General features: G+C 74.3%; 20 protein-coding genes. 7 read left to right on the top strand and 13 right to left on the bottom strand.

Going from position 1 to position 24,883, the window contains the following annotated elements; genetic code table 11:
- Positions 1-41 precede the first annotated feature (41 nt).
- From IRY44_RS21090 to IRY44_RS21050, 9 genes are all read right to left on the bottom strand, one after another.
- On the bottom strand, positions 42-1,205 hold the full coding sequence (locus IRY44_RS21090) for an acyl-CoA dehydrogenase (protein WP_194801980.1): 1,164 nt from the start codon (positions 1,203-1,205) through the stop codon (positions 42-44).
- Entirely contained in the window at positions 1,202-3,178 is a 1,977-nt protein-coding gene (locus IRY44_RS21085; protein WP_194801979.1) for a biotin carboxylase N-terminal domain-containing protein, read from the bottom strand. The genes IRY44_RS21090 and IRY44_RS21085 overlap by 4 nt, the downstream gene beginning before the upstream one ends.
- A gap of 68 nt (positions 3,179-3,246) precedes the next feature.
- Positions 3,247-4,854, bottom strand: a complete 1,608-nt coding sequence (locus IRY44_RS21080; protein ID WP_194801978.1) for an acyl-CoA carboxylase subunit beta — start codon at positions 4,852-4,854, stop codon at positions 3,247-3,249.
- Positions 4,851-5,990, bottom strand: a complete 1,140-nt coding sequence (locus IRY44_RS21075; RefSeq protein WP_194801977.1) for an acyl-CoA dehydrogenase family protein — start codon at positions 5,988-5,990, stop codon at positions 4,851-4,853. Before IRY44_RS21075 ends, IRY44_RS21080 begins: the two co-directional genes overlap by 4 nt.
- Positions 5,987-7,663 carry an acyclic terpene utilization AtuA family protein gene (locus IRY44_RS21070; RefSeq protein WP_194801976.1) on the bottom strand — a complete coding sequence of 559 codons (1,677 nt, stop codon included), beginning with the start codon at positions 7,661-7,663 and terminating at the stop codon, positions 5,987-5,989. Before IRY44_RS21070 ends, IRY44_RS21075 begins: the two co-directional genes overlap by 4 nt.
- Positions 7,660-8,454 (bottom strand): TIGR03084 family metal-binding protein, encoded by a 795-nt coding sequence (locus IRY44_RS21065; RefSeq protein ID WP_194801975.1) that lies wholly within the window; start codon positions 8,452-8,454, stop codon positions 7,660-7,662. Before IRY44_RS21065 ends, IRY44_RS21070 begins: the two co-directional genes overlap by 4 nt.
- Positions 8,455-8,487: 33 nt before the next feature.
- The gene (locus IRY44_RS21060; protein WP_194801974.1) at positions 8,488-9,099 is read right to left on the bottom strand and encodes a TetR/AcrR family transcriptional regulator; all 612 of its coding nucleotides are present in this window, start codon (positions 9,097-9,099) and stop codon (positions 8,488-8,490) included.
- A gap of 104 nt (positions 9,100-9,203) precedes the next feature.
- Positions 9,204-9,947 (bottom strand): metallophosphoesterase, encoded by a 744-nt coding sequence (locus IRY44_RS21055; RefSeq protein WP_194801973.1) that lies wholly within the window; start codon positions 9,945-9,947, stop codon positions 9,204-9,206.
- A gap of 155 nt (positions 9,948-10,102) precedes the next feature.
- Positions 10,103-10,780, bottom strand: coding sequence for a Crp/Fnr family transcriptional regulator (locus tag IRY44_RS21050; RefSeq protein WP_007466162.1), 678 nt, complete (start codon positions 10,778-10,780; stop codon positions 10,103-10,105).
- A 219-nt stretch (positions 10,781-10,999) separates the two neighbouring features.
- Between IRY44_RS21050 and IRY44_RS21045 the strand changes: the two genes are divergently transcribed.
- From IRY44_RS21045 to IRY44_RS21020, 6 genes are all read left to right on the top strand, one after another.
- Positions 11,000-11,686, top strand: coding sequence for an adenosylcobinamide amidohydrolase (locus IRY44_RS21045; RefSeq protein ID WP_194801972.1), 687 nt, complete (start codon positions 11,000-11,002; stop codon positions 11,684-11,686).
- Positions 11,687-11,792: 106 nt separating this feature from the next.
- Positions 11,793-13,013, top strand: a complete 1,221-nt coding sequence (locus IRY44_RS21040) for a CapA family protein (protein ID WP_370584981.1) — start codon at positions 11,793-11,795, stop codon at positions 13,011-13,013.
- Positions 13,010-13,852: an endonuclease III gene (gene nth / locus IRY44_RS21035; protein ID WP_370584984.1), complete on the top strand. Its 843-nt coding sequence runs from the start codon at positions 13,010-13,012 to the stop codon at positions 13,850-13,852. Before IRY44_RS21040 ends, nth begins: the two co-directional genes overlap by 4 nt.
- Complete coding sequence (locus tag IRY44_RS21030) at positions 13,849-14,454, top strand: TlpA family protein disulfide reductase (protein WP_370584980.1); 606 nt, start codon at positions 13,849-13,851, stop codon at positions 14,452-14,454. The genes nth and IRY44_RS21030 overlap by 4 nt, the downstream gene beginning before the upstream one ends.
- Positions 14,451-15,143, top strand: a complete 693-nt coding sequence (locus IRY44_RS21025; protein ID WP_194801969.1) for a CoA pyrophosphatase — start codon at positions 14,451-14,453, stop codon at positions 15,141-15,143. The genes IRY44_RS21030 and IRY44_RS21025 overlap by 4 nt, the downstream gene beginning before the upstream one ends.
- Positions 15,144-15,219: 76 nt before the next feature.
- Entirely contained in the window at positions 15,220-16,398 is a 1,179-nt protein-coding gene (locus tag IRY44_RS21020; RefSeq protein WP_194801968.1) for a MarP family serine protease, read from the top strand.
- 15 nt (positions 16,399-16,413) lie between these two features.
- Here IRY44_RS21020 and IRY44_RS21015 read toward each other — a convergent pair whose 3' ends face one another.
- The 4 genes from IRY44_RS21015 to eccCa form a co-directional block, all read right to left on the bottom strand.
- A complete protein-coding gene (locus IRY44_RS21015; protein ID WP_194801967.1) occupies positions 16,414-17,139 on the bottom strand; it encodes a phosphatase PAP2 family protein in 726 nt (241 codons plus the stop codon).
- Positions 17,140-17,169: 30 nt separating this feature from the next.
- Positions 17,170-17,961, bottom strand: coding sequence for a phosphatase PAP2 family protein (locus tag IRY44_RS21010; protein ID WP_194801966.1), 792 nt, complete (start codon positions 17,959-17,961; stop codon positions 17,170-17,172).
- A gap of 40 nt (positions 17,962-18,001) precedes the next feature.
- Positions 18,002-19,315 carry a type VII secretion-associated serine protease mycosin gene (gene mycP / locus IRY44_RS21005; protein WP_194801965.1) on the bottom strand — a complete coding sequence of 438 codons (1,314 nt, stop codon included), beginning with the start codon at positions 19,313-19,315 and terminating at the stop codon, positions 18,002-18,004.
- Between the two features lie 88 nt (positions 19,316-19,403).
- Positions 19,404-23,342 (bottom strand): type VII secretion protein EccCa, encoded by a 3,939-nt coding sequence (gene eccCa / locus IRY44_RS21000; RefSeq protein ID WP_194801964.1) that lies wholly within the window; start codon positions 23,340-23,342, stop codon positions 19,404-19,406.
- A gap of 105 nt (positions 23,343-23,447) precedes the next feature.
- Between eccCa and eccD the strand changes: the two genes are divergently transcribed.
- Entirely contained in the window at positions 23,448-24,830 is a 1,383-nt protein-coding gene (gene eccD, locus IRY44_RS20995) for a type VII secretion integral membrane protein EccD (RefSeq protein WP_194801963.1), read from the top strand.
- Positions 24,831-24,883 lie beyond the last annotated feature (53 nt).

Here is a 24,883-nt window from a genome sequence, read left to right as displayed (position 1 = left end):
GCGGGTGATCGGGCACCCGCCGTACCCCGGGCCCACCTCGGTCAGTAGGACTTGTCCTGGCCGAGGACGTGCTGGGCGACGAAGTTGAGGATCATCTCCCGGCTGACCGGGGCGATCCGGCCCGCGCGTACCGCGCCGAGCAGCGTCGCCACGCCGTACTCGGTGGTCATGCCGGCCCCGCCGAGCGCCTGGACGGCGGTGTCGACAGCGAGCGCGGCGGCCTCGCCGGCCGCGTACTTGGCCATGTTGCCGGAGATGCCTGCTTCCAGGTCGCGGCCCGCGTCGTAGAGCGTCGCCGCCTTGTGGATCATCAGCCGGGCCAGCTCGACCTGCACTGCGGCGTGCGCCAGCGGGTGCGCCACACCCTGGTGCGAGCCGATCGAGCGCCCGCCCCACACCTTGCGGGTGGACGTGTAGTCGCTGGCCCTCTCGATCGCGTACCGGCCGGTGCCGGCGCCCATCGCGGCGACAGTGATGCGCTCCGGGTTGAGCCCGGCGAACAGCGCGGGCAGCCCGGCGTCGAGCGACTCGCCGACGAGCGCGTCGGCGGGGAGCCGGACGTCGTCGAGGAAGAGCAGGAACTGGTTCTCCGGCGACAGGATCTCCATGTCCAGCTTGGACTTCTCCAGGCCGGGCGCGTCGGTCGGCACGATGAACAGCGCCGGCTTCAACTTCCCGGTGGACGCGTCCTCGGTGCGGGCGACCACGAGGACATGTCCGGCCTCGTCCACCCCGGAGATGTAGATCTTCCGGCCGCTGAGCAGCCAGTCGTCGCCGTCGCGCCGGGCCACGGTGGCGAGGCGGTGGAAGTTCGAACCTGCGTCCGGCTCGGTGATCGCGAAGACGATCTTCTGGGAGCCGTCGGCGAGACCGGGGAGGTGCTTCTTGCGCTGCTCCTCCGTACCGTGCTTGTGGATGATCGTGGCCGCGATGGCGGGGGAGACGACCAGCAGCAGCAGCGGGCAGCCGGTCGCGGCCAGCTCCTCGCACACCAGCGCCAGCTCGGTGATGCCGCCGCCCCCGCCGCCGTACTCGGTGGGGATGTTCACGCCCAGGTAGCCCAGCCGGCCGGCCTCGTGCCACAGCTCGTCGGTGTGCCCGCCGGACCTGGCCTTCTCGACGAAGTAGGAGTGGCCGTACTTGCGGCCCAACGCCCGTACGGCGTCGCGGAGCTGGTCCTGCTCGGGGGTCAGGTCGAAGTTCACTGCGGGTCCTCCTCGGGGTCCACCACGGCAAGTACGGCACCCGTCTCGACCTGGCCGCCGGCCGGCACCGGCAGCTCCGTCACCACGCCGTCGGCGGGGGCGAGCACGGGATGTTCGAGCTTCATCGCTTCCAGCGTCAGCAGCAGGTCACCGGCGGCGACCCGCTGACCGACCTCGACGTGCACCCGGGTCACCGCGCCGGGCAGCGGCGCGAGCAGCGACCCGGCCGCCAGCTCCGCGGTGGGCAGGGGCAGGCGGGGCAGCTCGGTGAGGCTCGCCGCCCCGTCCGGGCCGTCCACGAAGACCGACGACCCCGCCCGGTGTACGCGCAACGCCCGCCGCACCCCGTCCACGTCGAGCACCACCCGGTCCGGGGTGGCGTCGACGACAGTCACGGCCGGGGTGGCGTCGGACGACGACACCGACCATTCGGCGAGCCCGCCGGTGCGGTCGAGCCGGTACCGGACCTCGATCTCCTCGTCGCCCGGGCCGGTGAAGCGGGTGACCTGCGGGAAGGACGGCACGTTGCGCCAGCCCGACGGCAGCCCGGCCAGCACCGGTGCGGCGGCCCGGCGCGCGGCGGCCCCGGCCAGCGCGGCGGCCAGCGCCACCACCGGAAGCTGCTCGGCAGGCAGCAGCGGCGCGAACACCTCCGGGTGCCGGTCCAGGAAGCCGGTGTCCACGTCCACCGCGGCGAACTCCGGACTGCGCAGCACACGGACCAGCAGGTCCCGGTTGGTGGCCACGCCGTGCAGTTCGGCGCGGGCCAGCGCGCCGGCGAGCGCGCGGGCCGCCTCGGTGCGGGTGGGCGCCCAGGCGATGAGCTTCGCCAGCATCGAGTCGTAGTGCACGCTCACCGTCGAGCCGTCCACCACACCCGAGTCCAGGCGCAGCCCGCGGGCCGGGCCGAACTCGGCGGCGACCCCGGGGATCGCGAACCGGTGCAGCGTGCCGGTGGCCGGACGGAAACCCTGAGCCGGGTCCTCGGCGCACAGCCGTACCTCGATGGCGTGACCGTCGGCCGGCGGCGTGGTGGTGACCGGCAGCGGCTCGCCCTCGGCGACGAGCAGTTGCAGCCGCACCAGGTCCAGCCCGGTGGTCAGCTCGGTGACCGGGTGCTCCACCTGGAGGCGGGTGTTCATCTCCAGGAAGTGCACCTGACCGTCCGGCGCGAGCAGGAACTCCACGGTGCCCGCGCCGACGTAGTCGACTGCGCGCCCGGCCGCCACCGCCGCCTCGTGCAGCGCCGCCCGCACGTCGTCGGGCAGCACACCGGGTGCCTCCTCGACGATCTTCTGGTGGCGGCGCTGGATCGAGCAGTCGCGTACCCCGAGCGCCACCACCGTGCCGCGGGTGTCACCGAAGATCTGCACCTCGACGTGGCGGCCGCGTTCCACGTACCGCTCGATGAAGACCGTGCCGTCGCCGAACGCCGCAGCCGCCTCGCGGCGCGCACCGGCGACGGCCTCGGCCAGCCCGGCCGCGTCGCGGACGATCCGCATGCCCCGGCCGCCGCCACCGGCAGCGGCCTTGACCAGCACCGGGAAGGCGGTGACCTCGGCCGGGTCGGTCCAGGTGGGCAGCATCGGCACGCCCGCGTCGGCGAGCAGCGCCTTGGCGGCCATCTTGTCGCCCATCGCCGCGATCGCCTTGGCCGACGGACCGATCCAGGTCAGGCCCGCGTCGGTCACCGCCGCCGCGAACTCGGCGTTCTCGGCCAGGAACCCGTAGCCGGGGTGGACGGCGTCCGCGCCGGAACGCCGGGCCGCGTCCAGGATGGCGTCGATGCGCAGGTACGTCTCGGCCGGCGTGTTGCCCGGCAGCCGGACGGCCTGGTCGGCGTCCGCGACGAACGGCGCGTCGGCGTCCGCGTCGGAGTGCACGGCGACGGTGGCCACGCCGAGGGCGCGGCAGGTGGCGAAGACCCGGCGGGCGATCTCGCCCCGGTTCGCAACCAGAAGCTTCGTGATCATTGGCGCTGAGCCTGCCTTTCGTTCGCGACTGCGGGACTCCGCTTCGCTGCGTTCCTCGCGCTCACAGGTCACATCCGGAAGACGCCGAAACCGTCGGCGCCCTTCACCGGTCCGTTGTGGATCGCCGACAGGCACAGCCCGAGGACGGTACGGGTGTCCCGGGGGTCGATCACCCCGTCGTCGTAGAGCCGCCCGGACAGGAACAGCGCGCCGGACTGCGACTCGATCTGCTGCTCGACCATCATCCGCATGGCGGCGTCGGTGTCCTCGTCGTACTCGCGTCCCCGCGCGGCGGCGGCCTGCCGGGCCACGATGGACAGCACCCCGGCGAGCTGTGCCGGACCCATCACCGCCGACTTCGCGTTCGGCCAGGTGAACAGGAACCGGGGCTCGTACGCCCGGCCGCACATGCCGTAGTTGCCGGCGCCGTAGGAGGCGCCCAGGTTGACGGTCAGGTGCGGCACCTTCGAGTTCGACACCGCGTTGATCATGAAGGCGCCGTGCTTGATGATGCCGCGCTGCTCGTACTCGGTACCGACCATGTAGCCGGTGGTGTTCTGGAGGAAGACCAGCGGTGTGTCCGCCGCGTTGGCGAGCTGGATGAACTGGGCCGCCTTCTGCGCCTCCTCGCTGAACAGCACGCCCCGGGCGTTCGCCAGCACGCCGACCGGGTAGCCGTGCAGCTCACCCCAGCCGGTCACCAGCGCGGTGCCGTAGCCGGGCTTGAACTCGTCGAACGCGCTGTCGTCGAGCACCCGGGCCAGCACCTCGCGCGGGTCGAACGGCACCTTCAGGTCGGCGCTGGCGATGCCGAGCAGCTCCTCCGGGTCGTACCGGGGTGGCAGCGGGTGGGGGTTGCGCGGCGGCGGGCCGTGCTTGCGCCAGTTGAGCCGGCGGACGCACTGCCGGGCCAGCCGGATGCCGTCGCGCTCGTCCTCGGCGAGGAAGTCGGCCAGGCCGGACGTGGTGGCGTGCATCGCCGCGCCGCCGAGTGACTCGTCGTCGGTGACCTCACCGGTGGCCATCTTCACCAGCGGCGGCCCGGCCAGGTAGACCTGCGACCGGTCCCGGATCATGATGGTGAAGTCCGACATGCCCGGCACGTACGCGCCACCGGCGGTGGCGTTGCCGAAGACCACGCTCACGGTCGGGATCCGCTGCGCGGAAAGCCGGGTCAGGTCGCGGAACACCCGGCCGCCGGGAATGAAGATCTCCGCCTGGGTGGGCAGGTCCGCGCCGGCCGACTCGACCAGGTTCACCATCGGCAGCCGGTTGGCCGCCGCGATCTCACCCGCCCGGCGGGTCTTCGCCAGCGACCACGGGTTGATCGCACCGCCGCGTACGGTCGGGTCGTTCGCCACGATCAGGCACTCGACGCCCTCGACCACGCCGATGCCGGTCACGGTGCTGGCGCCGACCGGAAAGTCGGTGCCGTACGCGGCCACCGACGACAACTCCAGGAACGGGCTGTCCGGGTCGAGAAGCAGCTCGATCCGCTCGCGGGGGAGCAGCTTGCCGCGGTTGTGGTGCCGCGTCACGTACTTCTCGCCGCCACCGCCCCGGGCCTGGTCGAGCGCCGACTCCAGCTCGGCCAGGCGTTCCAGCAGCGCCTCCCGGTTCGCGGTGAAGGCGGGCGCGGACGGGTCGATGGTGCTCTGCAGGACAGTCGTGCTCATAGGCCCATGCCCTTCGCGATGATCTCGTTCATGATCTCGGTGGTGCCGCCGCCGATGCCGAGCAGACGGGCGTCCCGGTAGTGCCGCTCCACCTCGGCGTCGCGCATGTAGCCGAAGCCGCCGTGCAGTTGCAGCGCCGCGTCGACCACCCAGTCGCAGGTGGCCACCGCCACGTTCTTCGCCATCGCCACCTCGGTCACCACCGGTTGCCCGGCGGCCACCCGCTCGGCGACGTCGTGCACGTACGCCCGCGCCGCGTCGGTGCGGCTGTGCATCTCGGCCAGCTTGTGCCGGACGACCTGGCGACCGACGAGCGGCCGGCCGAACGTGGAGCGGTCCCGGCACCACTGCACCGACAGGTCCACGCAGCGCTGCGCGGTCGCGTACGCCTGGGTGGCGAGCGACAGCCGCTCGTTGGCGAACTGCTGCATGATGGCGAGGAATCCGGTGTCCTCCGGGCCGACCCGGTTCGTCACCGGCACCCGCACGTCGACGAAGGACAGCTCGGCGGTGTCGGAGCAGTGCCAGCCCAGCTTCTCCAGCCGCCGGCCCACTGTGAACCCGGGCGTGCCCTTGTCGATGACGAGCAGGCTGACCGAGCCCGAGCCGGGGAAGTCGGTGCAGACCGCAGTGGTGACGAAGTCGGCGCGGACCCCGCTGGTGATGTACGTCTTGGAGCCGTTTACGACGTAGTGGTCGCCGTCGCGTACCGCGCAGGTGCGGATGCCCGCCACGTCCGAGCCGCCGTCCGGCTCGGTGATCGCCAGCGCGCCGATCATCGTCCCGGCCAGCGCCGGCCGGACGTACCTGTCGATCAGCGCCTCGTCCTGGGTCTCGACCATGTGCGGCAGCGCGATCCCGTGCGTGAACAGCGCGGCCACCAGCCCGGACGACCCGCCCGAGCGGATGATCTCCTCGGTCACGACCATCGAGTCGAGCAGGTCACCGCCGCTGCCGCCGACCGACTCCGGGAAGCCGATGCCGAGCAGACCGATCTTGGCGGCGGTCTCGTGCAGCGACCGGGGCACCTCGCCCGCCCGTTCCCAGTCGGACAGGTGCGGCAGCACCTCCCGGGTGACGAACGAGCGGGTCAGCTCGCGCAGTTGCCGGCGTTCCGGCGTGTCCACGATGGTCATGCCGGAACCTCCGTCGGTAGGTCGACCACCCGGGAGCGCAGCAGCTCGCCGAGCGCCTTGGCCTGGGGGTCGAACCGGGTGGACGCGGCCACGCCCTGCCCGAGCAGCCCACGGATCACGAAGTTGACGGCGCGCAGGTTCGGCAGCTCGTACCGCTCGACGGTGAGCGCCGCGGTCTCCGGCAGCAGCTCGGCCAGCCGCTCCACGGTCAGCCAGTCGCGCAGCCAGGGCCAGGTCGCGTCGGTACGGGCCCAGACGCCCAGGTTGGCGTCGCCGCCCTTGTCGCCCGACCGCGCCCCGACCAGCTCACCGAGCGGCCCCCGCCGGGTTGCGGGTAAGGACGGGCCCCCTGTCAACGCCTCGTGTTGTACAGGGGCCCCCTGCAAACCGCCGGTCACCGTCGGCGGCGGGATCGGCACCCGCTCGCCGGACGGGAGCACCGCGACGTGCTCGACCGCGTCCTGCGCGATCGCGTCGGCGGTGAACACCCCGTACGGCGTCGCGTCGCCGGGCAGCGTGGTGAGCGTGCAGCCCGGGTACGAGGCCAGCGCCAGCTCCACCGCCGCCGCCGAGAACGCCCGCCCGGCCCGCGACTTGTCGCCGTCGCGCAGGTGTACGTGCAGCAGCGCGCTGGCCGCCTCGGTGTCGCCGGTGTCCGGGTGGTCGGTACGGGCCAGCGTGAACTCCAGCCCTTCCGTGCCGACCGACTCCTCGATCTGCCCCCGGACCAGCGCCGCCTTGGCCGGGATGTCCAGCCCGCACAGCACGAACGTCATCGAGTTGCGGAAGCCGCCCAGGTTGTTGACGCCCACCTTGAGCGTGTCCGGCGGCGGCGTGCCGCGCACCCCGGAGACGCGTACCCGGTCCGGGCCCTCCTGCTCCAGCCGCACGGTGTCCAGCCGGGTCACCACGTCCGGCCCGAGGTAGTCCGGCCCGCCCACCTCGTACAGCAGCTGGGCGGTGACCGTCTCGACTGTCACCGCGCCGCCGGTGCCGGGGTGCTTGGTGAGCACCGACGAGCCGTCCGCGTGCAGCTCCGCGATCGGGAAGCCGGGCCGGTGCCCGCCGTCCGGCAGCTCGGTGAAGAAGCTGAAGTTGCCGCCGGTGACCTGCGCGCCGCACTCGATCAGGTGCCCGGTCACCGTCGCGCCGGCCAGCGCGTCGAGGTCGTCGCGGGTCCACCCGAAGCGGGCGATCGCCGGTCCGACGGCCAGCGAGGCGTCGGTGACCCGCCCGGTGACCACCACGTCCGCGCCCGCGTCGAGGCAGGCCGCGATCCCGAACGCGCCCAGGTAGGCGTTCGCGGTCAGCGCGTCCGGCCGCTGGATCGCGTCGCCCTCGACGTACCCGACCCGGACCTGAAGGCCGAGCCGGTCGCCGAGCGACCGGATCGCGTCGGCCAGCCCGGCCGGGTTGAGACCGCCGGCGTTGGTGACCAGCGTGACGCCGCGCTCCAGCGCGGTGCCGAGCACGCCCTCCGCCTGACGCAGGAACGTCTTGGCGTAGCCGAGCGACGGGTCGCGCATCCGGTCCCGGCCGAGGATGAGCATGGTCAGCTCGGCCAGGTAGTCACCGGTCAGCACGTCCAGCTCGCCGCCGTCGAGCATCTCCCGCCAGGCGGCGAAACGGTCGCCGTAGAAGCCCGACGCGTTCCCGATCCGCAGCACGCTCATGAGGGGGTTCCGTTCGCCGGTTCCCGCTTGCCGCCGGGCGGGCCGGCGAACGCCTGGGCCACGTCCAGCCACTCGTCGGCCACCGGCCCGGTGGCGGTCAGGGCCAGGTCCGCGCGGTGCCGGCGCTGCGTGACGAGCAGGCAGAAGTCGAGCGCCGGGCCGGTCACCCGGTCGGCCGCGTCGGCCGGTCCGAACTCCCACACCTCGCCGTCCGCGGGTGCGGTCAGCTCGACCCGCACCGGCACCGTGGGCACGTCGCGGCCGTGGGCCGAGAAGCCGTGCCCGAGGGTACGGAAGCCGAGGTGCGCGATGTGCCGCAGGCGCTGCGTCGGGGTACGGCTGACGCCCAGCGCGTCGGCCACGTCCTCGCCGTGCGCCCACGTCTCCATCAGCCGGGCCGTCGCCATCGAGGTGGGCGACATGCTGGTGCCGTACCAGGGGATCTTCTGCCCGGCCGGGACGGCGGCGAGCGCCCCGGCGAGCGCCGACCGGCCGGTACGCCAGCGGGTCAGCAGCGCTGCCGGGGGTGCGAGGAAGGACTCGGCGCCGTCCTCGACCAGGCGCGACGGGTCCGGCGCGGCCATCACCGAGGCGAAGAACGCGGACTCGTCGGTGGCCGCCAGGTAGGCCACGTGGTCGGTCCAGGCCAGGTGCGCGACCTGGTGTGCGACGGTCCAGCCCGGGGCCGGTGTCTGCTGCTCCCATCCGTCCGGCGGCAGATCCGCGACGAGCGCGTCGAGCTGTTCGGACTCGGCGGCCAGATCCGCGAGCAGGGCTGTCAGGTCGACCATTGTGCCTCCGGGCGGGGGTGGGGCGTCAGGGGATCAGTGCCGCTCGCTCTCGGGGGTGAGCAGCGCGGCGAGCTGGCGTTTCCAGGTGTGCAGCAGGGCGGCGCGGCGGGGCGAGTCGTCGCTGAGCAGGTTGGCCACGCCGAGGCCGCGCAGCAGGTCGAGGGTGGCCTGCACCGACTCGCGTACGCCCGGCCTGCGCTCGTCCACACCGAGCAGCTCGACGGTGAGCCGGTGCATCTCGCGGCCGATCCGCGCCTCCAGCGGTACCAGCGCGGCGCGCAGCTCGGCGTCGGTACGCGCGGCCACCCACAGCTCCAGCGCGGCCACGAACAGCGGGCCGGTGAACGAGGCGGCGAGCAGGTCGACCACGCCGTCGAGCCGCTTCGGGCCGACCGGCAGGTGCGCCGCCTCGGCGCGCAGCTCGGCCGCCCGGCGCTCGGTCAGGTGGGTGACGGCGGCGGTCACCAGCGCGGCCTTCGTCGGGTAGTGGTGCAGCTGGGCGCCCCGGGAGACGCCGGCGTGGGCCGCCACCACAGTCGTGGTGGTGCCGGACCAGCCGTGCTCCACCAGGCACTCGACGGTCGCCTCCAGCAGCCGGGCCTGGGTGGCACGGCTGCGCTCCTGCTGCGGAACCCGGCTCGACACGCAGACAGCGTGCCCCGTCCAAAACAAACAGTCAAGCCTGACTTTTTTTTAGGAGGGGGCCCTTGTTGACGCCTGCGGTAGAGGAACGGCCCCTTTGTGACGCCTCAGCGGCCGTCGCGCGGAGCGAAGACCGTGAGCGCGTCGGCGTCGGAGTGACGGGAGCGGACGTACTCGTCGGCCCAGGCCGCCGCATCCGGGAACGTGGACTCGGCGGCGATCCGGGCGCAGGCGGCGTCCACGTCGAAGCGCGTCCGGCGCATCTGCACGCCCGGGCCGAGCAGTGCCCACCAGGCGCCCGCGCCCCCGTACGGCATGCCGACGCTGCCCGGGTTCACCACCAGGCGACTGTCGACCAGCCGGGTGAACGGCATGTGCGTGTGCCCGCAGACCACCGTGCCGACCTCGACCGGCAGGCCGGCGAAGACCTCGGCCCAGCGGTCGAGCCGCGAGTCGACGAGCACGACCTCCTCGTCGTCGCGCGGGGTGGCGTGGCAGAACAGCACGTCGCCCAGACCGGTGACCGGCAGCGTGACGGACGGCGGCAGCGCGGCCAGCCGGGCCACCTGGTCGTCGCGGAGCTGCCCGGCGGCCCAGTTGGAGACGGCGATCGGGGATGACCTGCCGGCCCGCGCCTGCACCAGCTCCCGGTCGGCGTTCCCGCCGACCCAGCAGGCCCGGTCACCGAGCGCGGTCAGCCGGTCCAGCACCTCGACCGGCTGCGGACCGGCCGCCAGGTCACCGGTGAGGACGATCAGGTCGGCGGCGGCCACGTCCGGCTCGGCCAGCACTGCTTCCAGCGCGGGCAGCACACCGTGGATGTCGGAGAGGACGGCGATGCGATCGGGCATCGTCCCAGCCTGGCGGCACCGGCGCGGGAGCACCAAGCGATTCTGCGGCGGGCAGAGCCGGCTTGCTCAGAGGCGGCCGGCCCGGCCTGCGCAGAAGACGGCATCGGCCCGGCTCCGCGCGGTGGCGGGCCGGGCCGGGAAGCCGGTACGGAGGATCAGACCCGCGCGCGGCGGGCCAGGCGCTCCGGGTCGAGGATGATGATGCTCTTGCCGTCCAGCCGCAGCCAGCCACGCGAGGCGAAGTCGGCCAGCGCCTTGTTGACGGTCTCCCGGGAGGCGCCGACGAGCTGGGCGATCTCCTCCTGGGTGAGGTCGTGCGTCACGCGCAGCACGCCGCCGTCACGGGTGCCGAACCGGCCGGCCATCTGGAGCAGGTTCTTGGCGACCCGCCCCGGCACGTCGGTGAAGATCAGGTCGGCGAGCGAGTCGTTGGTCCGCCGCAGCCGGCGGGCCAGTACCCGCAGCAACTGCTCGGCGATCTCGGGCCGGTTGTTCAGCCACGGCCGCAACGCCTGCTTGCGCAGCCGGACCAGGCGGGTGTCGGTGACCGCCGTGGCCGTCGCCGTACGCGGACCGGGGTCGAAGAGCGACAGCTCACCCACCATGTCCGACGGGCCCATCACGGCGATCAGGTTCTGCCGGCCGTCCGCCGCGCGGCGACCCACCTTGATCTTGCCGGACAGGAGGATGTAGAGACTGTCGCCGGGCTCGCCCTCGTTGAACACGATCTCGCCCTTGCGGACCTCGATCGTCTCCATCTCCTTGGCGAGCGCCTCGGCAGCCTCCGGGTCGACACCCTGGAAGATCCCGCTGCGGGCCAGTACCTCGTCCATCGCGCACCTCCGCCTGCGCGTGCCGTCCGTCGGCCGGGTCTGCCGTCCGCTGATCCCTCGCGCGCCGCCAGTCTAGGCGCACATGAGCAGGAATCAGAGGTGCACCCCTGGAATCTTGATCGTTGGGCGTAACCCACCCGACCTGGGGAGCGGCTAAGATCCCGCCTCCGGCCCGGGCCGGCGCCACCCGTTCCCACCTGTGATCGTAGGGTGACCGGCGTGCTGTGTGAGCCGTTCCTGACCAGCCGGTCCGAATCCGGCTGGGACATCCCGCTGCTGGCCTGGCGGGCCGAGTCGCCGCTGCTGGCGGTCGGCTCCGCGCCGCTGGGCGGGGGGATCGGCGTCCGCCGGTGGGTGCTGAACGCGACGGTCCCCATGTCGTACGACCGGGACGACCCCGCCGCGCACCTGGCCGAGCTGGCGCACGGCCTCGACCTGGACGGGCCCGGGGTCGGGCTGCTGACCGGCGTGGACGTGAGCGAGGTGGTCCGCCGCACCGACGGCGGCGTCCGGGTCTGGGCGACTGTCGGCCTCGGCACGCCGGTCTGGGCCGCCGCCCCCGGGCCGGCGCCGTCGGCCGCGAGCGAGCCGGCCCGGCCCGCGCAGCACGTAGGCACCGTCAACATCGTCGTGTACGTCCCGGTGCGGCTCGGCGACGCCGCCCTGGTCAACGCCGTGGCCACCGCCACCGAGGCGAAGGCCCAGGCGATCTGGGAACTCGGCCTGCCCGCCACCGGCACGCCCACCGACGCGGTGACGGTGCTCTGCCCGGCCGACGGCGATCCGGCCCCGTACGGCGGTCCCCGGTCGGCCTGGGGTGCGCCGCTGGCCCGGGCCGTGCACGCCGCCGTGCGCTCGGGCGGCGCCGGGACCGTGGTGCCCTGGTCCGACCGGCGGGCGGGCTGACGTGGGCCCGGCACACGCGACACGCCGGGTTTTCCGACCGATCGGCCCTCGTCGCGGCGTTCCGGGGACGGTAGCGTCGCCGACGATGTACGCTTCCGCCCGCTCTGTGCCCCGTACCCTCCGCGCCGCCGTCGCCGGACCGCCCGCCGCCGTGCCCGGCCCGCGTCGCGCGGTGCTCGGCCGGCGCCTGGCCGTGTTCGCCGCGCTCGTCGCCGTCCTGTTCGTCGCCGGCTGCGGCGGCGACGCCGGCGGGTCCGGCGGCGACCCCCGGTGGCAGGCGGGACAGGGCGGCGGGTCGACCGGCTCGGCCGGGCCCGAGACGGGTGACCAGCCGGCCGCGCCGGGCGCGTCGAAGGAGCCGTCGATCTCGCTCACCGCGACCGGTGACGTGATCATGGGCAACGCGCCGGACCGGCTGCCGCCCAACGGCGGCAAGGGCTTCTTCGACGACGTGAAGTCGGCGCTCAAGGGCGACCTGGTGATGGGCAACCTGGAGGAGCCGCTCACCGACGACACCGGCGCCGGCAAGTGCGGCCCGGAGCCGAAGAACTGCTACCAGTTCCGCGCGCCGCCCGGCTACGCCGCGCACCTGCGCTCGGCCGGGTTCCAGCTGCTCAACCAGGCAAACAACCACGGCTACGACTACGGCCGGCAGGGCTACGAGAACACCCAGTCGGCGCTGGAGGCGCACGGGCTCAAGCACACCGGCGCGCCGGGCGAGATCACCGTGGTGGACGTCAAGGGCATCAAGGTCGCCGTGGTGGGCTTCTCGTCGTACCCCTGGTCCAACAGCCTGGTCGACCTGAACGCCGCCAAGCAGGTGGTCGAGATGGCCAAGGAGCAGGCCCAGCTCGTGGTGGTGCAGGTGCACATGGGCGCCGAGGGGGCGGACAAGACCCGGGTCAAGCCGGGCACGGAGATGTTCTTCGGCGAGAACCGCGGCGACCCGATCCGCTTCTCCCGCACCGTCATCGACGCCGGCGCCGACCTGGTCATCGGGCACGGCCCGCACGTGCTGCGCGGGATGGAGTTCTACAAGGGGCGGCTGATCGCATACAGCCTGGGCAACTTCGCCGGCGGCGGGAAGTCGCTGAACAGCTCGGGCCGGCTCGGCTGGGGCGGCGTGCTCAAGGTGTCGCTCACCGCCGAGGGGACGTTCGTCGGCGGCACGTTCACCTCCACCGTGATGAACGGCGTGGGCCGTCCGTCGGTGGACCGGCAGGACCGCGGCCTCGGACTGGTCCGTGACCTGAACCGGTCCGACTTCCCGGACACCGGCGCGAAGCTCGACGGGACCGGCAAGATCACCGCACCGGCGGGTGGCTGAGCGCACCCCGGCCGCGCCGAGCCGCCGGAGCGTCGGCCCCGCGACGTAGGCTGGCCGACGTGACCACGCGTTCCCCCGAGACCGACCTCGGCCGTACGCGCCGCGCCCGGCGCATCGGCCGCGTGCTGACCGAGACGCACCCCGACGCGCACTGTGAGCTCGACCACGGCAACGCGCTGGAGCTCGCGGTGGCGACGATCCTGTCCGCCCAGTGCACCGACAAGAAGGTCAACGAGGTCACGCCGAAGCTGTTCGCCCGCTACCGCACCGCGGCCGACTACGCCGCGGCGGACCGCGCCGAGCTGGAGGAGCTGATCCGGCCCACCGGGTTCTACCGCAACAAGACCAGCTCCCTGATCAACCTGGGGCGGGCGCTCTGCGAGCGGTACGACGGCGAGGTGCCGGGGCGGCTCGACGACCTGGTGACCCTGCCGGGGATCGGCCGCAAGACCGCGAACGTCATCCTCGGCAACGCCTTCGGCGTCCCCGGCATCACCGTCGACACCCACTTCCAGCGGCTGGTGCAGCGGTGGCAGCTCACCACCGAGACCGACCCGGTGAAGATCGAGCACGCGATCGGCGCGCTCTACCCGAAGCGCGACTGGACGATGCTGTCGCACCGGGTGATCTTCCACGGCCGCCGGGTCTGCCACGCCCGCAAGCCCGCCTGCGGCGCGTGCACGCTGGCGAAGCTGTGTCCCGCGTACGGCACCGGGCCGACCGAGCCGGCCGCCGCGGCCAAGCTGCTGAAGGGCCCCCGGGCCCGTGACCTGGCGGTCGCAGTCGGCCTCGATCCCGACCTGGTGCCGCAGCAGGCGGCAGCGGCGGACGTGCCGTGATGCGCCGGTTCGCGTACGTGCTCGTCCCGCTGCTGCTGGCGGCAGCGGGCTGCACCGCCACGACCGAGGCGCCGGAACGTCCGGCGCCGGCGACCCGGGCCGAGCGCCCCTCGCCGTTCGCCGACTGCGCCCCGCTGACCGTCGCGCCCGCCGCCGCGTCCCCGACTCCCGCCGGGAAGGCCGGGGACCAACTCCCCGACCTGACGCTGAACTGCTTCACCGGCGGCGCGCCGGTGAACCTGCGCGACGTCAAGGGCCCGGCGGTGATCAACGTGTGGGCGTCCTGGTGCCCGCCGTGCCGCAAGGAGCTGCCCGCGTTCCAGCGGCTCAGCGAGCGGGCCGACGGCCGGTTCCAGGTGATCGGCGTGAACAGCCGGGACAGCCGCGGCGGCGCGCAGTCCATCGGCGAGGACTACGGCGTCGACTTCCCGATGCTGCTCGACCAGGGCGACGCGTTCCAGCGCGCGCTGGAACGCAACGCGTTCCCGCTCACAGTGCTCGTCGACGCCGACGGCCGGATCCGGCACACCGACGCGACCGGCGCGCTCGACGACGCCCGCCTCGCCGCGCTGCTCGAACGTCACCTCGGGGTGCGGGTATGACCCGACGGCCGCCGGGGTGGTTCGACCCGCTGCTGGGCCGGCTCGGCACCGCGCGGGCGGAGGACTTCACCCGCATCGTCACGCCGGAAAGCGGCGGCCGGGAGAGCGCCGTGCTGGTGCTGCTCGGCGAGGAGCCCGGTGCCGGGCCGGACGTGCTCGTCCTCCAGCGCGCCGCGACGCTGCGCAACCACGCCGGGCAGCCGGCCTTCCCGGGCGGGGCGGCCGACCCGGAGGACGCGGACGCCCGCGCCACCGCGCTGCGCGAGGCGAACGAGGAGGTCGGCCTCGACCCCGGCAGCGTCACAGTGCTGGCCGAGCTGCCCCGGCTGTGGATCCCGGTCAGCGACTTCGTCGTCACCCCGGTGCTCGCCTGGTGGCACGACCCGCACCCGGTGCACCCGCGCGAGCCGGCCGAGGTCGCCCACGTGGCCCGGCTGCCGGTCACCGAGCTGGTCGACCCGGACAACCGCATGCGGGTACGCCACCCGAGCGGCTGGATCGGTCCCGCCTTCTCCGCACGCGGCATGCTCGTCTGGGGCTTCACCGCGGGCGTGATCGACCGGCTGCTGGAGATGGGCGGCTGGTCCCGGCCCTGGCCGCACTCGCGGGTGGTGGACCTGCCGCCTGTCGACGCCACGCCCGCTCCGTCGGCGGGCACCGAGGCGGCCGACGAGAGCCCGGTGCGGTGATCACCCGTACGCATCCCCGGGTCACGTTCCGCGAGCGCTGAGCCGAGCACGGGCCTCGTGCCCGTACCCTTGGGGCGTGTCCGCCGTGGATCTCGTCCTTCTCCTGCTCATGCTCGTGTTCGCGATCAGCGGATACCGCCAGGGTTTCGTCATCGGGGCCCTGTCGTTCTCCGGCTTCTTCCTCGGAGCGCTGCTCGGCCTCCAGGTCGGGCCGCTGATCGCACAGCAGTTCGCGGCGAGCGGCACACGCGTGCTGATCTCCCTGGTGGCGATCTTCGGGCTCGCGGTCCTGGGGCAGGCGCTGGCCGGCTGGCTCGGCTCCAACCTGCGGGCAGCCATCACCGGCCCGGCCGGCCGGAAGATCGACGACGTCGGCGGCGCGTTCATCTCGGTCATCGCGGTCATGCTCGTGGCGTGGCTGGTCGCCGTGCCGCTCGGCTCCTCCTCGGTGCCGTGGCTGGCCTCCTCGGTCCGCAACAGCGCGCTGCTCACCGTCGTCGACCAGGTGCTGCCGGACAAGGCGCAGGACCTGTCCACCGCGCTGCGCGACACGGTCGACACCAACGGCTTCCCGGACGTGTTCGGCGACCTCGCGCCGACCCGGGCCCGGCAGGTCGCACCGCCCGACCCGGCCCTGGCCAACTCCCAGGTGGTGCAGAACAGCAGGCGGTCGGTGGTGAAGGTGCTCGGCTCCGCGCCGAGCTGCTCACGCCGCATCGAGGGCTCCGGTTTCGTGTACGCCGACGACCGGGTGATGACGAACGCGCACGTGGTGGCCGGCACCCGCTCGGTGGCGGTGGAGTTGCGCGGCGAGCGGTACGACGGCGAGGTCGTCGTCTACGACCCGGACCGGGACCTGGCGGTGCTCTACGTACCGGGGCTGCCCGGGCCGTCGCTGCGCTTCGCCGCCGGACCGGCCGCCACCGGCGCCGACGCGATCGTGCTCGGCTTCCCGCTCGACGGCCCGTACGACGCCCGCCCGGCCCGGATCCGCGACGTCGACCGGATCACCGGCCCGGACATCTACTCGGCCGGTGACGTCAACCGGGAGATCTACACGATCCGGGCGCTGGTACGCAGCGGCAACTCCGGCGGCCCGCTGGTCTCCTCGAACGGTCTGGTGCTCGGCGTGATCTTCGCGGCGGCGGCGGACGACCCCAACACCGGCTTCGCGGTGACCGCGGCCGAGGCGCGACCGGTGGCGCTGGCGGGCGCGGAGCGTACCCGGGGAGTGGAGACCGGCGACTGCACCTGAGCCGGCCGGCGGCGCTCAGCCGCCCGCGGACGCTCCCGCCGGTGTCGCCTCGTCACCGGAGCGGGACAGCGGCAGATGGGCGCGGCCCCAGGTGAGCGTGCGGTCGAGGACCGCCCGGGCCATGATCGCCACGCAGACGCCGCCGTTGAGGAACGAGGCGACCACGTCGCTGGGGTGGTGCATGCCCCGATACATCCGGGTGAGGGCCACGCCGATCGGCACCAGCACCAGCAGCGTCCACCAGCCGATCTTGGCCGGGGTGCTGCGCGCCCGCAGCGCCAGCAGCACCGCGAGGCCGACGTAGAGCGCCGTGGCCGCCGAGGTGTGCCCGGACGGGAAGCTGGACGTGGGCGGCGAGGCGTCCATGTGCGCAACGGCCGGGCGGTTCCGGTCGATGACCATCGTGGTGAACAGGAAGATCAGCGCCTGCGCGGTCACCGCCGCGCACAGGAAAAGCGGCTCCCGCCAGCGGTGCAGCACCAGCCGCAACACCAGCGCCGCCAGCACGGTGACCACGACGATCATCTGGGTGCTGGCGAGCGTGCTGAACACCAGCGAGACGTCGTTCCACCCCGGCGTCCGGTCGCCGGCCAGCTCCCGGTTCACCGTGTCCTCCACGGTGAACGGCCAGGTGTGCGCCAGTACCCGGGTCACCAGCAGGCCCAGGCCCACCATCAGCGCGAAGAGCAGGGCCAGCGGCAGCAGGACGCGCCGGGTGACTCGGATCACGACATCGGACATGGGCTCGCCTATACCCCGATGCGGGCCCGGCTACGCCCGGCCGCACTCCGGCCGCTGGTCGGCCAGCTCCGGCTCGACCCCCTCGCGCAGCGGACGCGCGGACGGCCGTCCGGACCCGCTGCGCCAGGTGGCGAACGCCGCCGCTGTCGCGGCCACCACGGCGGTCCCGAGCACCCAGCCGCCCACCACGTCGCTGGTCCAGTGCACGCCGAGCGCGATCCGGCTGATCCCGGTCACCACCGTCACCAGCAGGGCGGCGGTCCACAGCGCGATCCGGCCCGGGCGGCTGTCCCGCACGAACGGCAGGAACACCAGCAGCAGCACACCCGCGGCGAGCGTGGCGTTGAGCGCATGGCCGGACGGGAAGGAGTAGCCGGCGGCCCGGGCCACCGGGTCGAGCAGATCCGGCCGGTCCCGGCCGACGAGCAGCTTGAGCAGCGCGCCGAGCAGGCCGCCGGCGACCACGGTGACCACCACCCAGACCGCGAGCCGGGGCGCGCCGCGCCGGACCAGCCAGACCACCACCACTACCGCTGCCACCCGCAGCGGGCCGGGCCCGAACACGTGCGTCCAGACCGTCATCACCGCCACCCAGGCGGGATGGTCCTGCGCGTACCCGTGGAACGCGTCGGTGATCGAGGCGTCCAGCCGCAGCAGGGGCGGCCAGGCGCCGAGCACCAGCAGCGCGATCAGCGCGAACGGCACCAGCACCAGGAACGCCGCCACCACTGTCAGGGTGAGCCGCAGCCCCAGCGAGTGATCGCGGTCGAGGCGGCGGTGCCGCCACGACCGGTGCGTGATCGTCGCCTCGGTGGTGTCCATGGGGCTTCCCCTACCCACCCAGGGGCGGGATCAGACCGGTTCAGCGCCGGGTCTGCCGGAACCGGCGAACCATCAGCGCGGTGCCGGTGACGAGCGCGACGAACAGGGCCAGGCCGGTCCAGAGCCGCTCCGGGGCGGAGACGTCCGTCTGCCCGGCCGGCCGGGCGGTCCAGCCCTCCGCCGTACGCCCGAGTGGGTCGCCGCCGCGGCCCGCCGCAGCGGCCCGGGTGTCCGGTCCGTCGCCGGGTGCCGGCCCGAAGCCCACCACGCCGGGGGAGGCGTTGTCGTCGAGCGGGTTGTGGACCACCGGCGGCACGTCACCGGTGAGCGCGGCCACCGGGTCGACCAGGCCGTAGCCGAACCGGTCGTCCCGCCCGGTCGGGCCCAGATCCCGGGCGGTGCTGATCAGCCGGTTGACCACGTCCCCGGCCGACATCTTCGGATACCGCGAGCGGACCAGGGCCGCCGTCGCGGCGACGAGCGGCGCGGCGAAGCTCGTCCCCTGCACCCGCCAGTAGCCCTCCGGGCGGGCGCCGTAGAGCCCGGTGGCCGGGGCGCTGAGCACCGTCTCGTGACCCGTGATCGAGCCGGACCAGAGGTTCTCGCTGGTCCGCTCCAGCCCGGTGACCGCGAGCACGCCCGGTTCCCGGGCCGGGTACCAGACCTCGGTGGTCGTCGAGGTGGCCAGGTTGCCGGTGCAGGCGACCACCACCACGTCCCGGGCGAACGCGTAGTCGAGCGCCGCGGCCAGGGCCGGGTTGTCGCTGCTGCCGCCGAGCGACAGGTTGACCACCTGGGCGCCGTTGTCCACCGCCCAGCGCACCGCCTTGGCGATGATCAGCGCGTCGTCGTAGCGGTTCTCGGCGTCGAGGACCCGGACCGGGAGGATCTTGGCGTCCGGCGCGAGCCCCACCACGCCCCGGTCGTCGTCGGACCGCCCGGCGATCAGCCCCGCCACAGTGGTGCCGTGCCCCACCGGGTCCGCGCCGTCCGAGCCGTCCGGCGTCACCAGATCCAGGCCGGGCAGCACCTGCCCGGCCAGGTCGGGGTGAGAGCCGTCCACACCGGAGTCGATCACGGCGACCACCACGCCGCGCCCGGTCGACGTGCGCCACGCGGTCTTCGCCCGCAGCTCCTCCAGCTGCCACTGCTCGTCGCGTACCTGGTCGGTGCGCAGCGGACGGTCGGGGGCCGACCAGGGCCGCGCCACGGCGGTCGAGGCGGCGGGCGCGGCGTGTGCCGACGGTGCCAGCGGACCGGCCACGGTGACCAGTGCCGAGGCGGCGGCGAGCAGCGCGCGTCCGGCGAGACGCCGGGGCGGCCCACCGGGCAGTCCCTGCCGATCCCCTGTCACATTCCCCAGCCGTTCGGTCGCGTCAGACACATGCTGCACGGAGATTACCGGTTGCCCCGGCCGTCACGGGGCAACTCGGCCAGCCTGATCACCCGGGCGGGAGATACGCCAGCTGCACCAGGCGCACCCCCTCCCGGCGGGTGACCAGACGCGCCCGCCCCGGCGGCAGCGGCCCGGCCTTCACCTGGCCGACGAGCGTGCCCTCCTCCGGCCCGCCCGACATCACCAGCCCGGCCGTGGACAGCTCGCGCAGCCGCTGCACGATCGGCTCGTACGCGGTCCGCCCGGCGCCGCCGGTGCGCCGCGCCAGCACCAGGTGCAGCCCGACGTCCCGCGCGTGCGGCAGGTGGTCCTCCAGCGCCCGCAACGGGTTCGTCGGCCCGCCCGCCACCAGGTCGTAGTCGTCCACGAGCACGAACAGCTCCGGTCCCGTCCACCACGACCGGCTGCGCAACTGTGCCGGTGTCACCTCCGGCCCCGGCTGCCGCCCCTGGAGATAACCGGCGGCCGACTCGATCAGCTCGGCGGTGTGCGGCGCGGCGGTGCCGTACCCGATCAGGTGCGGCGTCTCGATCACGCCCATCAGGCTGCGCCGGTAGTCCACGAGCATCACCCGGGCCTGCTCCGGGGTGAACCGGTTGACGATCGAGGTGGCGAGCGCCCGCAGGAACGACGACTTGCCGCACTCGGCGTCGCCGAAGACCAGGAAGTTCGGCTCGGTCGCGAAGTCCAGCACCACCTGGGACAGGTCCGCCTCGGCCACGCCGATCGGGAACGCCGGCCCGCTCGTCGCGCTCTGGTCCAGCTCGGCGTACGGCAGCACCGGCGGGAGCAGCCGTACCTGGGGCGCGGGCGGACCGCTCCACGCGCCGGCTACCGCCTTGACCAGGTCGGCGGTCTCCGCGCCGAGCGCCTCGACGCGCGGCTCGGCGGTGAGGAAGTGCAGGCCGCCGGCGGTGATGCCGCGGCCCGGCCGCTCCTCCGGCACGGTGGCCGCCAGCGCGCGCTTGACCACCACCGAGTCGGCCGGGTCGCCGAGACGCAACTCCAGCCGGGAGCCGAACAGGTCGCGGATCGCCGGGCGGAAGTCCGACCAGCGCAGCGCGCTCGCCACCACGTGCACCCCGTACGCCAGGCCCCGGGTGGCGAGCTCGGTGACCAGGGGTTCCAGGTCCTCGTACTCGCCGCGCAGCGTGTTCCAGCCGTCGACCACCAGGAACACGTCCCCGAACGGGTCCGGCGCGCCCGCCGCCCGCCGCCGTCGCCACGCGGCCATCGACTCCACACCGGCCTCGGCGAAACGCCGCTCCCGTTCGGCCAGCAGACCGGCGACCTCGCCGACGGTACGGCGCACCGCGGTGCCGTCGGTGCGCCCGCTGACACCGCCCACGTGCGGCAGGTCGCGCAGCGTGCCGAGCGTCCCGCTGCCGAAGTCGAGGCAGTAGACCTGCACCTCGGCCGGGGTGTGGGTGAGTGCGAGCGCGCAGACCAGGGTGCGCAGCAGACTGGACCGGCCACTGCGGGTGGTGCCGACCACCGCGACGTGCCCGGCCGCGCCGTCCAGCGCCAGCCAGAGCAGGTCGCGCCGCTGCTCGAACGGCTTGTCGACCACCGCCACCGGCACCTGCAGCGCCCCGTGCAGCTCCGGATTCGCGACAGTGAGCCCGCGTACCGGGGCGGCGCCGACCGGGCCGAGCAGCTCGTCCAGGGCGGGCGAGGCGTCCAGCGGCGGCAGCCACACCTGGTGCGCGGGCGGGCCCTGCCCGGCCAGCCGGTCCACGAGCAGGTCCAGCAGCGTCTCGCCGCTGTCGTCCTCGGCGGGCGGGGCGACGGGCGCGGGCGGCTCGGGCACCGGGACCAGGTGGGTGGAGAACGCGAGCACCCGTGCCTCGCCGGCGCCGGACGCGCCCGCCGCCCCGCCGCGCCGGCGGACCGCCCCGGAGACGTACGCGGCCCGGAACCGGACCAGCGGGTCGGTGCCCGAGCGCAGGTAGCCGTGCCCCGGACTGCGCGGCAGCTCGTGCGCGTCCGGCACGCCCAGCACAGTCCGGGACTCCAGCGCCGAGAACGTCCGCAACCCGATCCGGTACGACAGGTGCGTGTCCAGCCCGCGCAGCCGTCCCTCCTCCAGCCGCTGGCTCGCCAGCAGCAGGTGCACACCCAGCGACCGGCCCAGCCGGCCGATCTGCACGAACAGGTCGATGAAGTCGGGCTTGGCGGACAGCAGCTCGGAGAACTCGTCGCAGATCAGCAGCAGCGACGGCAGCGGGGCCAGCGGGGATCCGGCCGCCCGGGCCCGCTCGTAGTCGCGCACGCTCGCGAAGTTGCCGGCCCGGCGCAGCAACTCCTGCCGGCGCATCAGCTCCCCGTTTATCGCGTCCACCATCCGGTCCACGAGCGGCAGCGCGTCGGCCAGGTTGGTGATCACGGCGGCGGTGTGCGGCAGCCGCTCGAACGACGCGAACGTGGCGCCGCCCTTGAAGTCGACGAGCACGAAGTTGAGCTGCTCCGAGCTGTGCGTGGCGGCCAGCCCGAGCACCAGTGTGCGCAGCAGCTCCGACTTGCCCGAGCCGGTCGCGCCGATCAACAGGCCGTGCGGGCCCATGCCGTCCTGCGCCGACTCCTTCAGATCCAGGTCGATCGCCCCGCCGTCGGCGCCCACCCCGATCGGCACCCGCAGCCGGTCCCGCGCGGCCCGGGGCGCCCAGCCCTGCTCGGCGGTGAAGCTCTCCGGGTCGCCCAGACCCAGTAGCTCGGGCAGGCCCAGCTCGGTGCCGGGCGGCGCATCCGGTCCGCGTACCGTGCCGGCCAGCCGTAGCGGCGCGAGCCGCCGGGCCACCGCCTCCGCGTCGGCGGGCGCCAGCGCGTCGGCGGCACCCACCTCGGCGTGCCCCTCCGCGGAGTGCGAGTGCAGCCGGCCGTCGACCAGGTCGAGCAGGAGCGCGTACCGGTCGAGCAGCCGGGGCGGCGGAGTGTCCAGGTCGAGCACGGTGACGGCGTCGATGCCGCCGTCACCGGCCAGGTCGGTCGCGCCGGTCAGGTCACCGCCGTCGAGCACCACCACGACGTGCGGCCCGTCGGTCGCGGTGCCGTGCGGGCTGAACCGGGACCGGGCGCCGAGTACGTCGTCGAGCAGCCGTTCCAGGTCGGCGGCGGAGCTGGTGACCAGCCGCACCGGGCCCAGCGCGTCGGTGCGCGCCGGATGGTGGGCGTGCGGCAGCCACTTCACCCACTCCCAGGCGCTGCGGCGTTCCGGCCCGGCGCAGACCGCGATCAGTAGCTCGTCCGGCGCGTGGAAGACGGCGAGCTGGGTGAGCACCGCCCGGGCCAGCGCCTGCCCGGCGGGCGAGCCGGCGCCGCGTACCTGGCCGGCCGGGCCGCGCACGAAGACCCGGGCGAAACTGCGCAGCGACAGCGCCACCGGCAGGTCCGGCACCACCGAGTACGCGTCCAGGAAGCGCCGCAGCGCCCCGGCCGTCATCGGCTCCAGTTCCTCCAGCGGGCGGGTGACCGGCGGGACCAGCGGGGTGGCGAGCGTCTGCGGGCCCACACCGACCCGGACCACCGCGAAGTCCGGGTCGGCCGGCCGGCGCTCCCAGACCCGGTGACTGTCGACTGTCGACCAGAGCCGCCCCGGCTCGGGATGGCGGTAGGACAGCCCGGCCCGCTGGGCCCCGGCCGTCTCCCGCACCCGGCGCCGGAGCGTGGCCAGGTGGCGCAGGTATTCCCGGCGGGCGGCCATCAGCTCGGACTTCTTCGGCCCGGCGCTGCCCCAGGTGGTCACCAGCATCGCCAGCGAGGAGAGGCCGAACATGCCGCCCACCACGTACGAGTAGGCACCGCCGCCGCGGCCGAACATCATCGCCATGGCCACCGTCCCGCCGAGCATCGGCAGCACCATCAGCGCCTGCTGCCAGCGCCCGCCCGCAGCGGCGGGGATCTCCGGCGGCGCCTCGACGGGCAGCTCACCGACCGGGATCTCCGGTGCCGGGCGGCGTGGCGGCCGCTTGATGACGACAGTGGACACTCACCCTCCCCGGAAGTGGCTCTGGGTAACCCGAGCCTGGCTCATCGTAGGTAAAGTCCTCTCGTCCGTCAGCCCACTCCCTCCGCCCGATATGGAGATGCCTCGATGACAAGCGGGCTCGCCCGGGTCACGATCAGCGCGCCCAGGCGGCGGGTCGACGTGGCCCTACCGGAGCAGGTGCCCCTGGCCGAGCTGCTGCCCGAGGTGCTCCGGCACGCCGGGGAGGGACTGGCCGACGACGGGGAACGGCACGGCGGGTGGGTGCTGCGCCGGACCGACGGGGCGGTGCTCACCACCGCCCAGGCGCTGCTGCCGCAGGGCGTGCGCGACGGCGAGGTCCTGCACCTGGTGCCGGCTCGCGCGCAGTGGCCCGAGTTGGAGTACGACGACGTGGTCGAGGCGATAGTGGACGGCGCCCGGCGCCGGGGTGCCGCCTGGTCCGGCCGGGCCACCCGGGCCGCGGCGCTCGCCGGTGCCGCCGTACCCCTGGCCGTCGGCCTGGTCGCCGTGGTCGCGGCCGGGCCGGGCGCGCGCGGCTGGCCGGTCGCCGCGGCGGTCGCCCTGATCCTGGTGCTCACCGCCACCGCGGCGTCCCGGGCGTACGGCGACGGCCCGGTCGGCGCCACGCTCGGCGGGTACGCGCTGCCCTGGGCCGCGGTGGCCGGTGCGCTCGCGGTCGCCTCCGGCGATCCGGTCGGCCCGATCCCCGGCCTGCGCTGGGTGGGCGCCCCCGAACTGCTGGTCGGCTCGGTGGCGCTGCTGCTGGTGGCGGTGCTCGGCCTGCTCGGCGTGGCCAGCCGGTCCCGCGTCTTCGTGGCCGGGGTGACAGTCGGCCTGGCGGGCGTGGCGGCAGCGCTCGGCGGGCTGCTGCTCGACCCGGACGGCACCGCCGCTGTCCTGCTCGCCGTGCTGGTGTTCGCGCTCGGCGGGCTGCCGCTGCTGGCCATCCGGGTCGGCAAGCTGCCGCTGCCGCCGCTCACCCTGCCCAGCCCGGCCGGCACCCGGGACCTGCCGGACCGGGGCCGGGTGCACGCGGCGGTGGCGCGCGCCGAGGAGGTGCTCACCGGGATGCTGCTCGGCCACGCGGTGCTCGCCGTCGGCGCGGTCGCGGTGCTCGTCTCCGTCGGCCGGACCGCCGGGCTGCTGCTCGCCGCCGTCGCCTGCGGGGTGCTGCTGCTGCGCTCCCGCCTGTTCGTGGCGGTACGGCACCGGGTGCCCGCGATCGTCGCCGGGTTGACCGGGTTCGCGCTGCTCGGCGTGGTGCTGGCCGACCGGGCCGGTCCGGGTGCCCGGCTCGCGCTGACTGTGGGCGGGCTGGCCCTGGCCCTGACGGCGGTCACCGCCGGGGCCACGTACGCCCGGCGGCCGGTCTCCCCGTACCTCGGCCGGCTCGCCGACCTGACCGACACCGCGCTGGTGGTCGCGGTCGTGCCGGTGGCCTGCGCGGTGCTCGGCCTCTACGACCGGGCCCGCGACCTGCTCGCCTGAACACGCGGAGGCCCGGGTCGCGAAGCGCGACCCGGGCCCCCGGCAGGTGTCAG

Source organism: Micromonospora sp. ANENR4 (assembly GCF_015354395.1).
Classification (GTDB): Bacteria; Actinomycetota; Actinomycetes; order Mycobacteriales; family Micromonosporaceae; genus Micromonospora; species Micromonospora aurantiaca.
The sequence above is the reverse complement of the archived record's forward strand: the minus strand, read 5'-3'. Positions and strand labels throughout refer to the sequence as shown.

What these genes read in the sequence shown, in the direction of transcription:
- IRY44_RS21085 (WP_194801979.1), bottom strand. Translation starts at nt 3,178, where the DNA reads ATGATCACGAAGCTTCTGGTTGCGAACCGGGGCGAGATCGCCCGCCGG.
- IRY44_RS21080 (WP_194801978.1), bottom strand. Translation starts at nt 4,854, where the DNA reads ATGAGCACGACTGTCCTGCAGAGCACCATCGACCCGTCCGCGCCCGCC.
- IRY44_RS21075 (WP_194801977.1), bottom strand. Translation starts at nt 5,990, where the DNA reads ATGACCATCGTGGACACGCCGGAACGCCGGCAACTGCGCGAGCTGACC.
- IRY44_RS21070 (WP_194801976.1), bottom strand. Translation starts at nt 7,663, where the DNA reads ATGAGCGTGCTGCGGATCGGGAACGCGTCGGGCTTCTACGGCGACCGT.
- IRY44_RS21065 (WP_194801975.1), bottom strand. Translation starts at nt 8,454, where the DNA reads ATGGTCGACCTGACAGCCCTGCTCGCGGATCTGGCCGCCGAGTCCGAA.
- IRY44_RS21055 (WP_194801973.1), bottom strand. Translation starts at nt 9,947, where the DNA reads ATGCCCGATCGCATCGCCGTCCTCTCCGACATCCACGGTGTGCTGCCC.
- IRY44_RS21050 (WP_007466162.1), bottom strand. Translation starts at nt 10,780, where the DNA reads ATGGACGAGGTACTGGCCCGCAGCGGGATCTTCCAGGGTGTCGACCCG.
- IRY44_RS21025 (WP_194801969.1), top strand. Translation starts at nt 14,451, where the DNA reads ATGACCCGACGGCCGCCGGGGTGGTTCGACCCGCTGCTGGGCCGGCTC.
- IRY44_RS21015 (WP_194801967.1), bottom strand. Translation starts at nt 17,139, where the DNA reads ATGTCCGATGTCGTGATCCGAGTCACCCGGCGCGTCCTGCTGCCGCTG.
- IRY44_RS21010 (WP_194801966.1), bottom strand. Translation starts at nt 17,961, where the DNA reads ATGGACACCACCGAGGCGACGATCACGCACCGGTCGTGGCGGCACCGC.
- eccD (WP_194801963.1), top strand. Translation starts at nt 23,448, where the DNA reads ATGACAAGCGGGCTCGCCCGGGTCACGATCAGCGCGCCCAGGCGGCGG.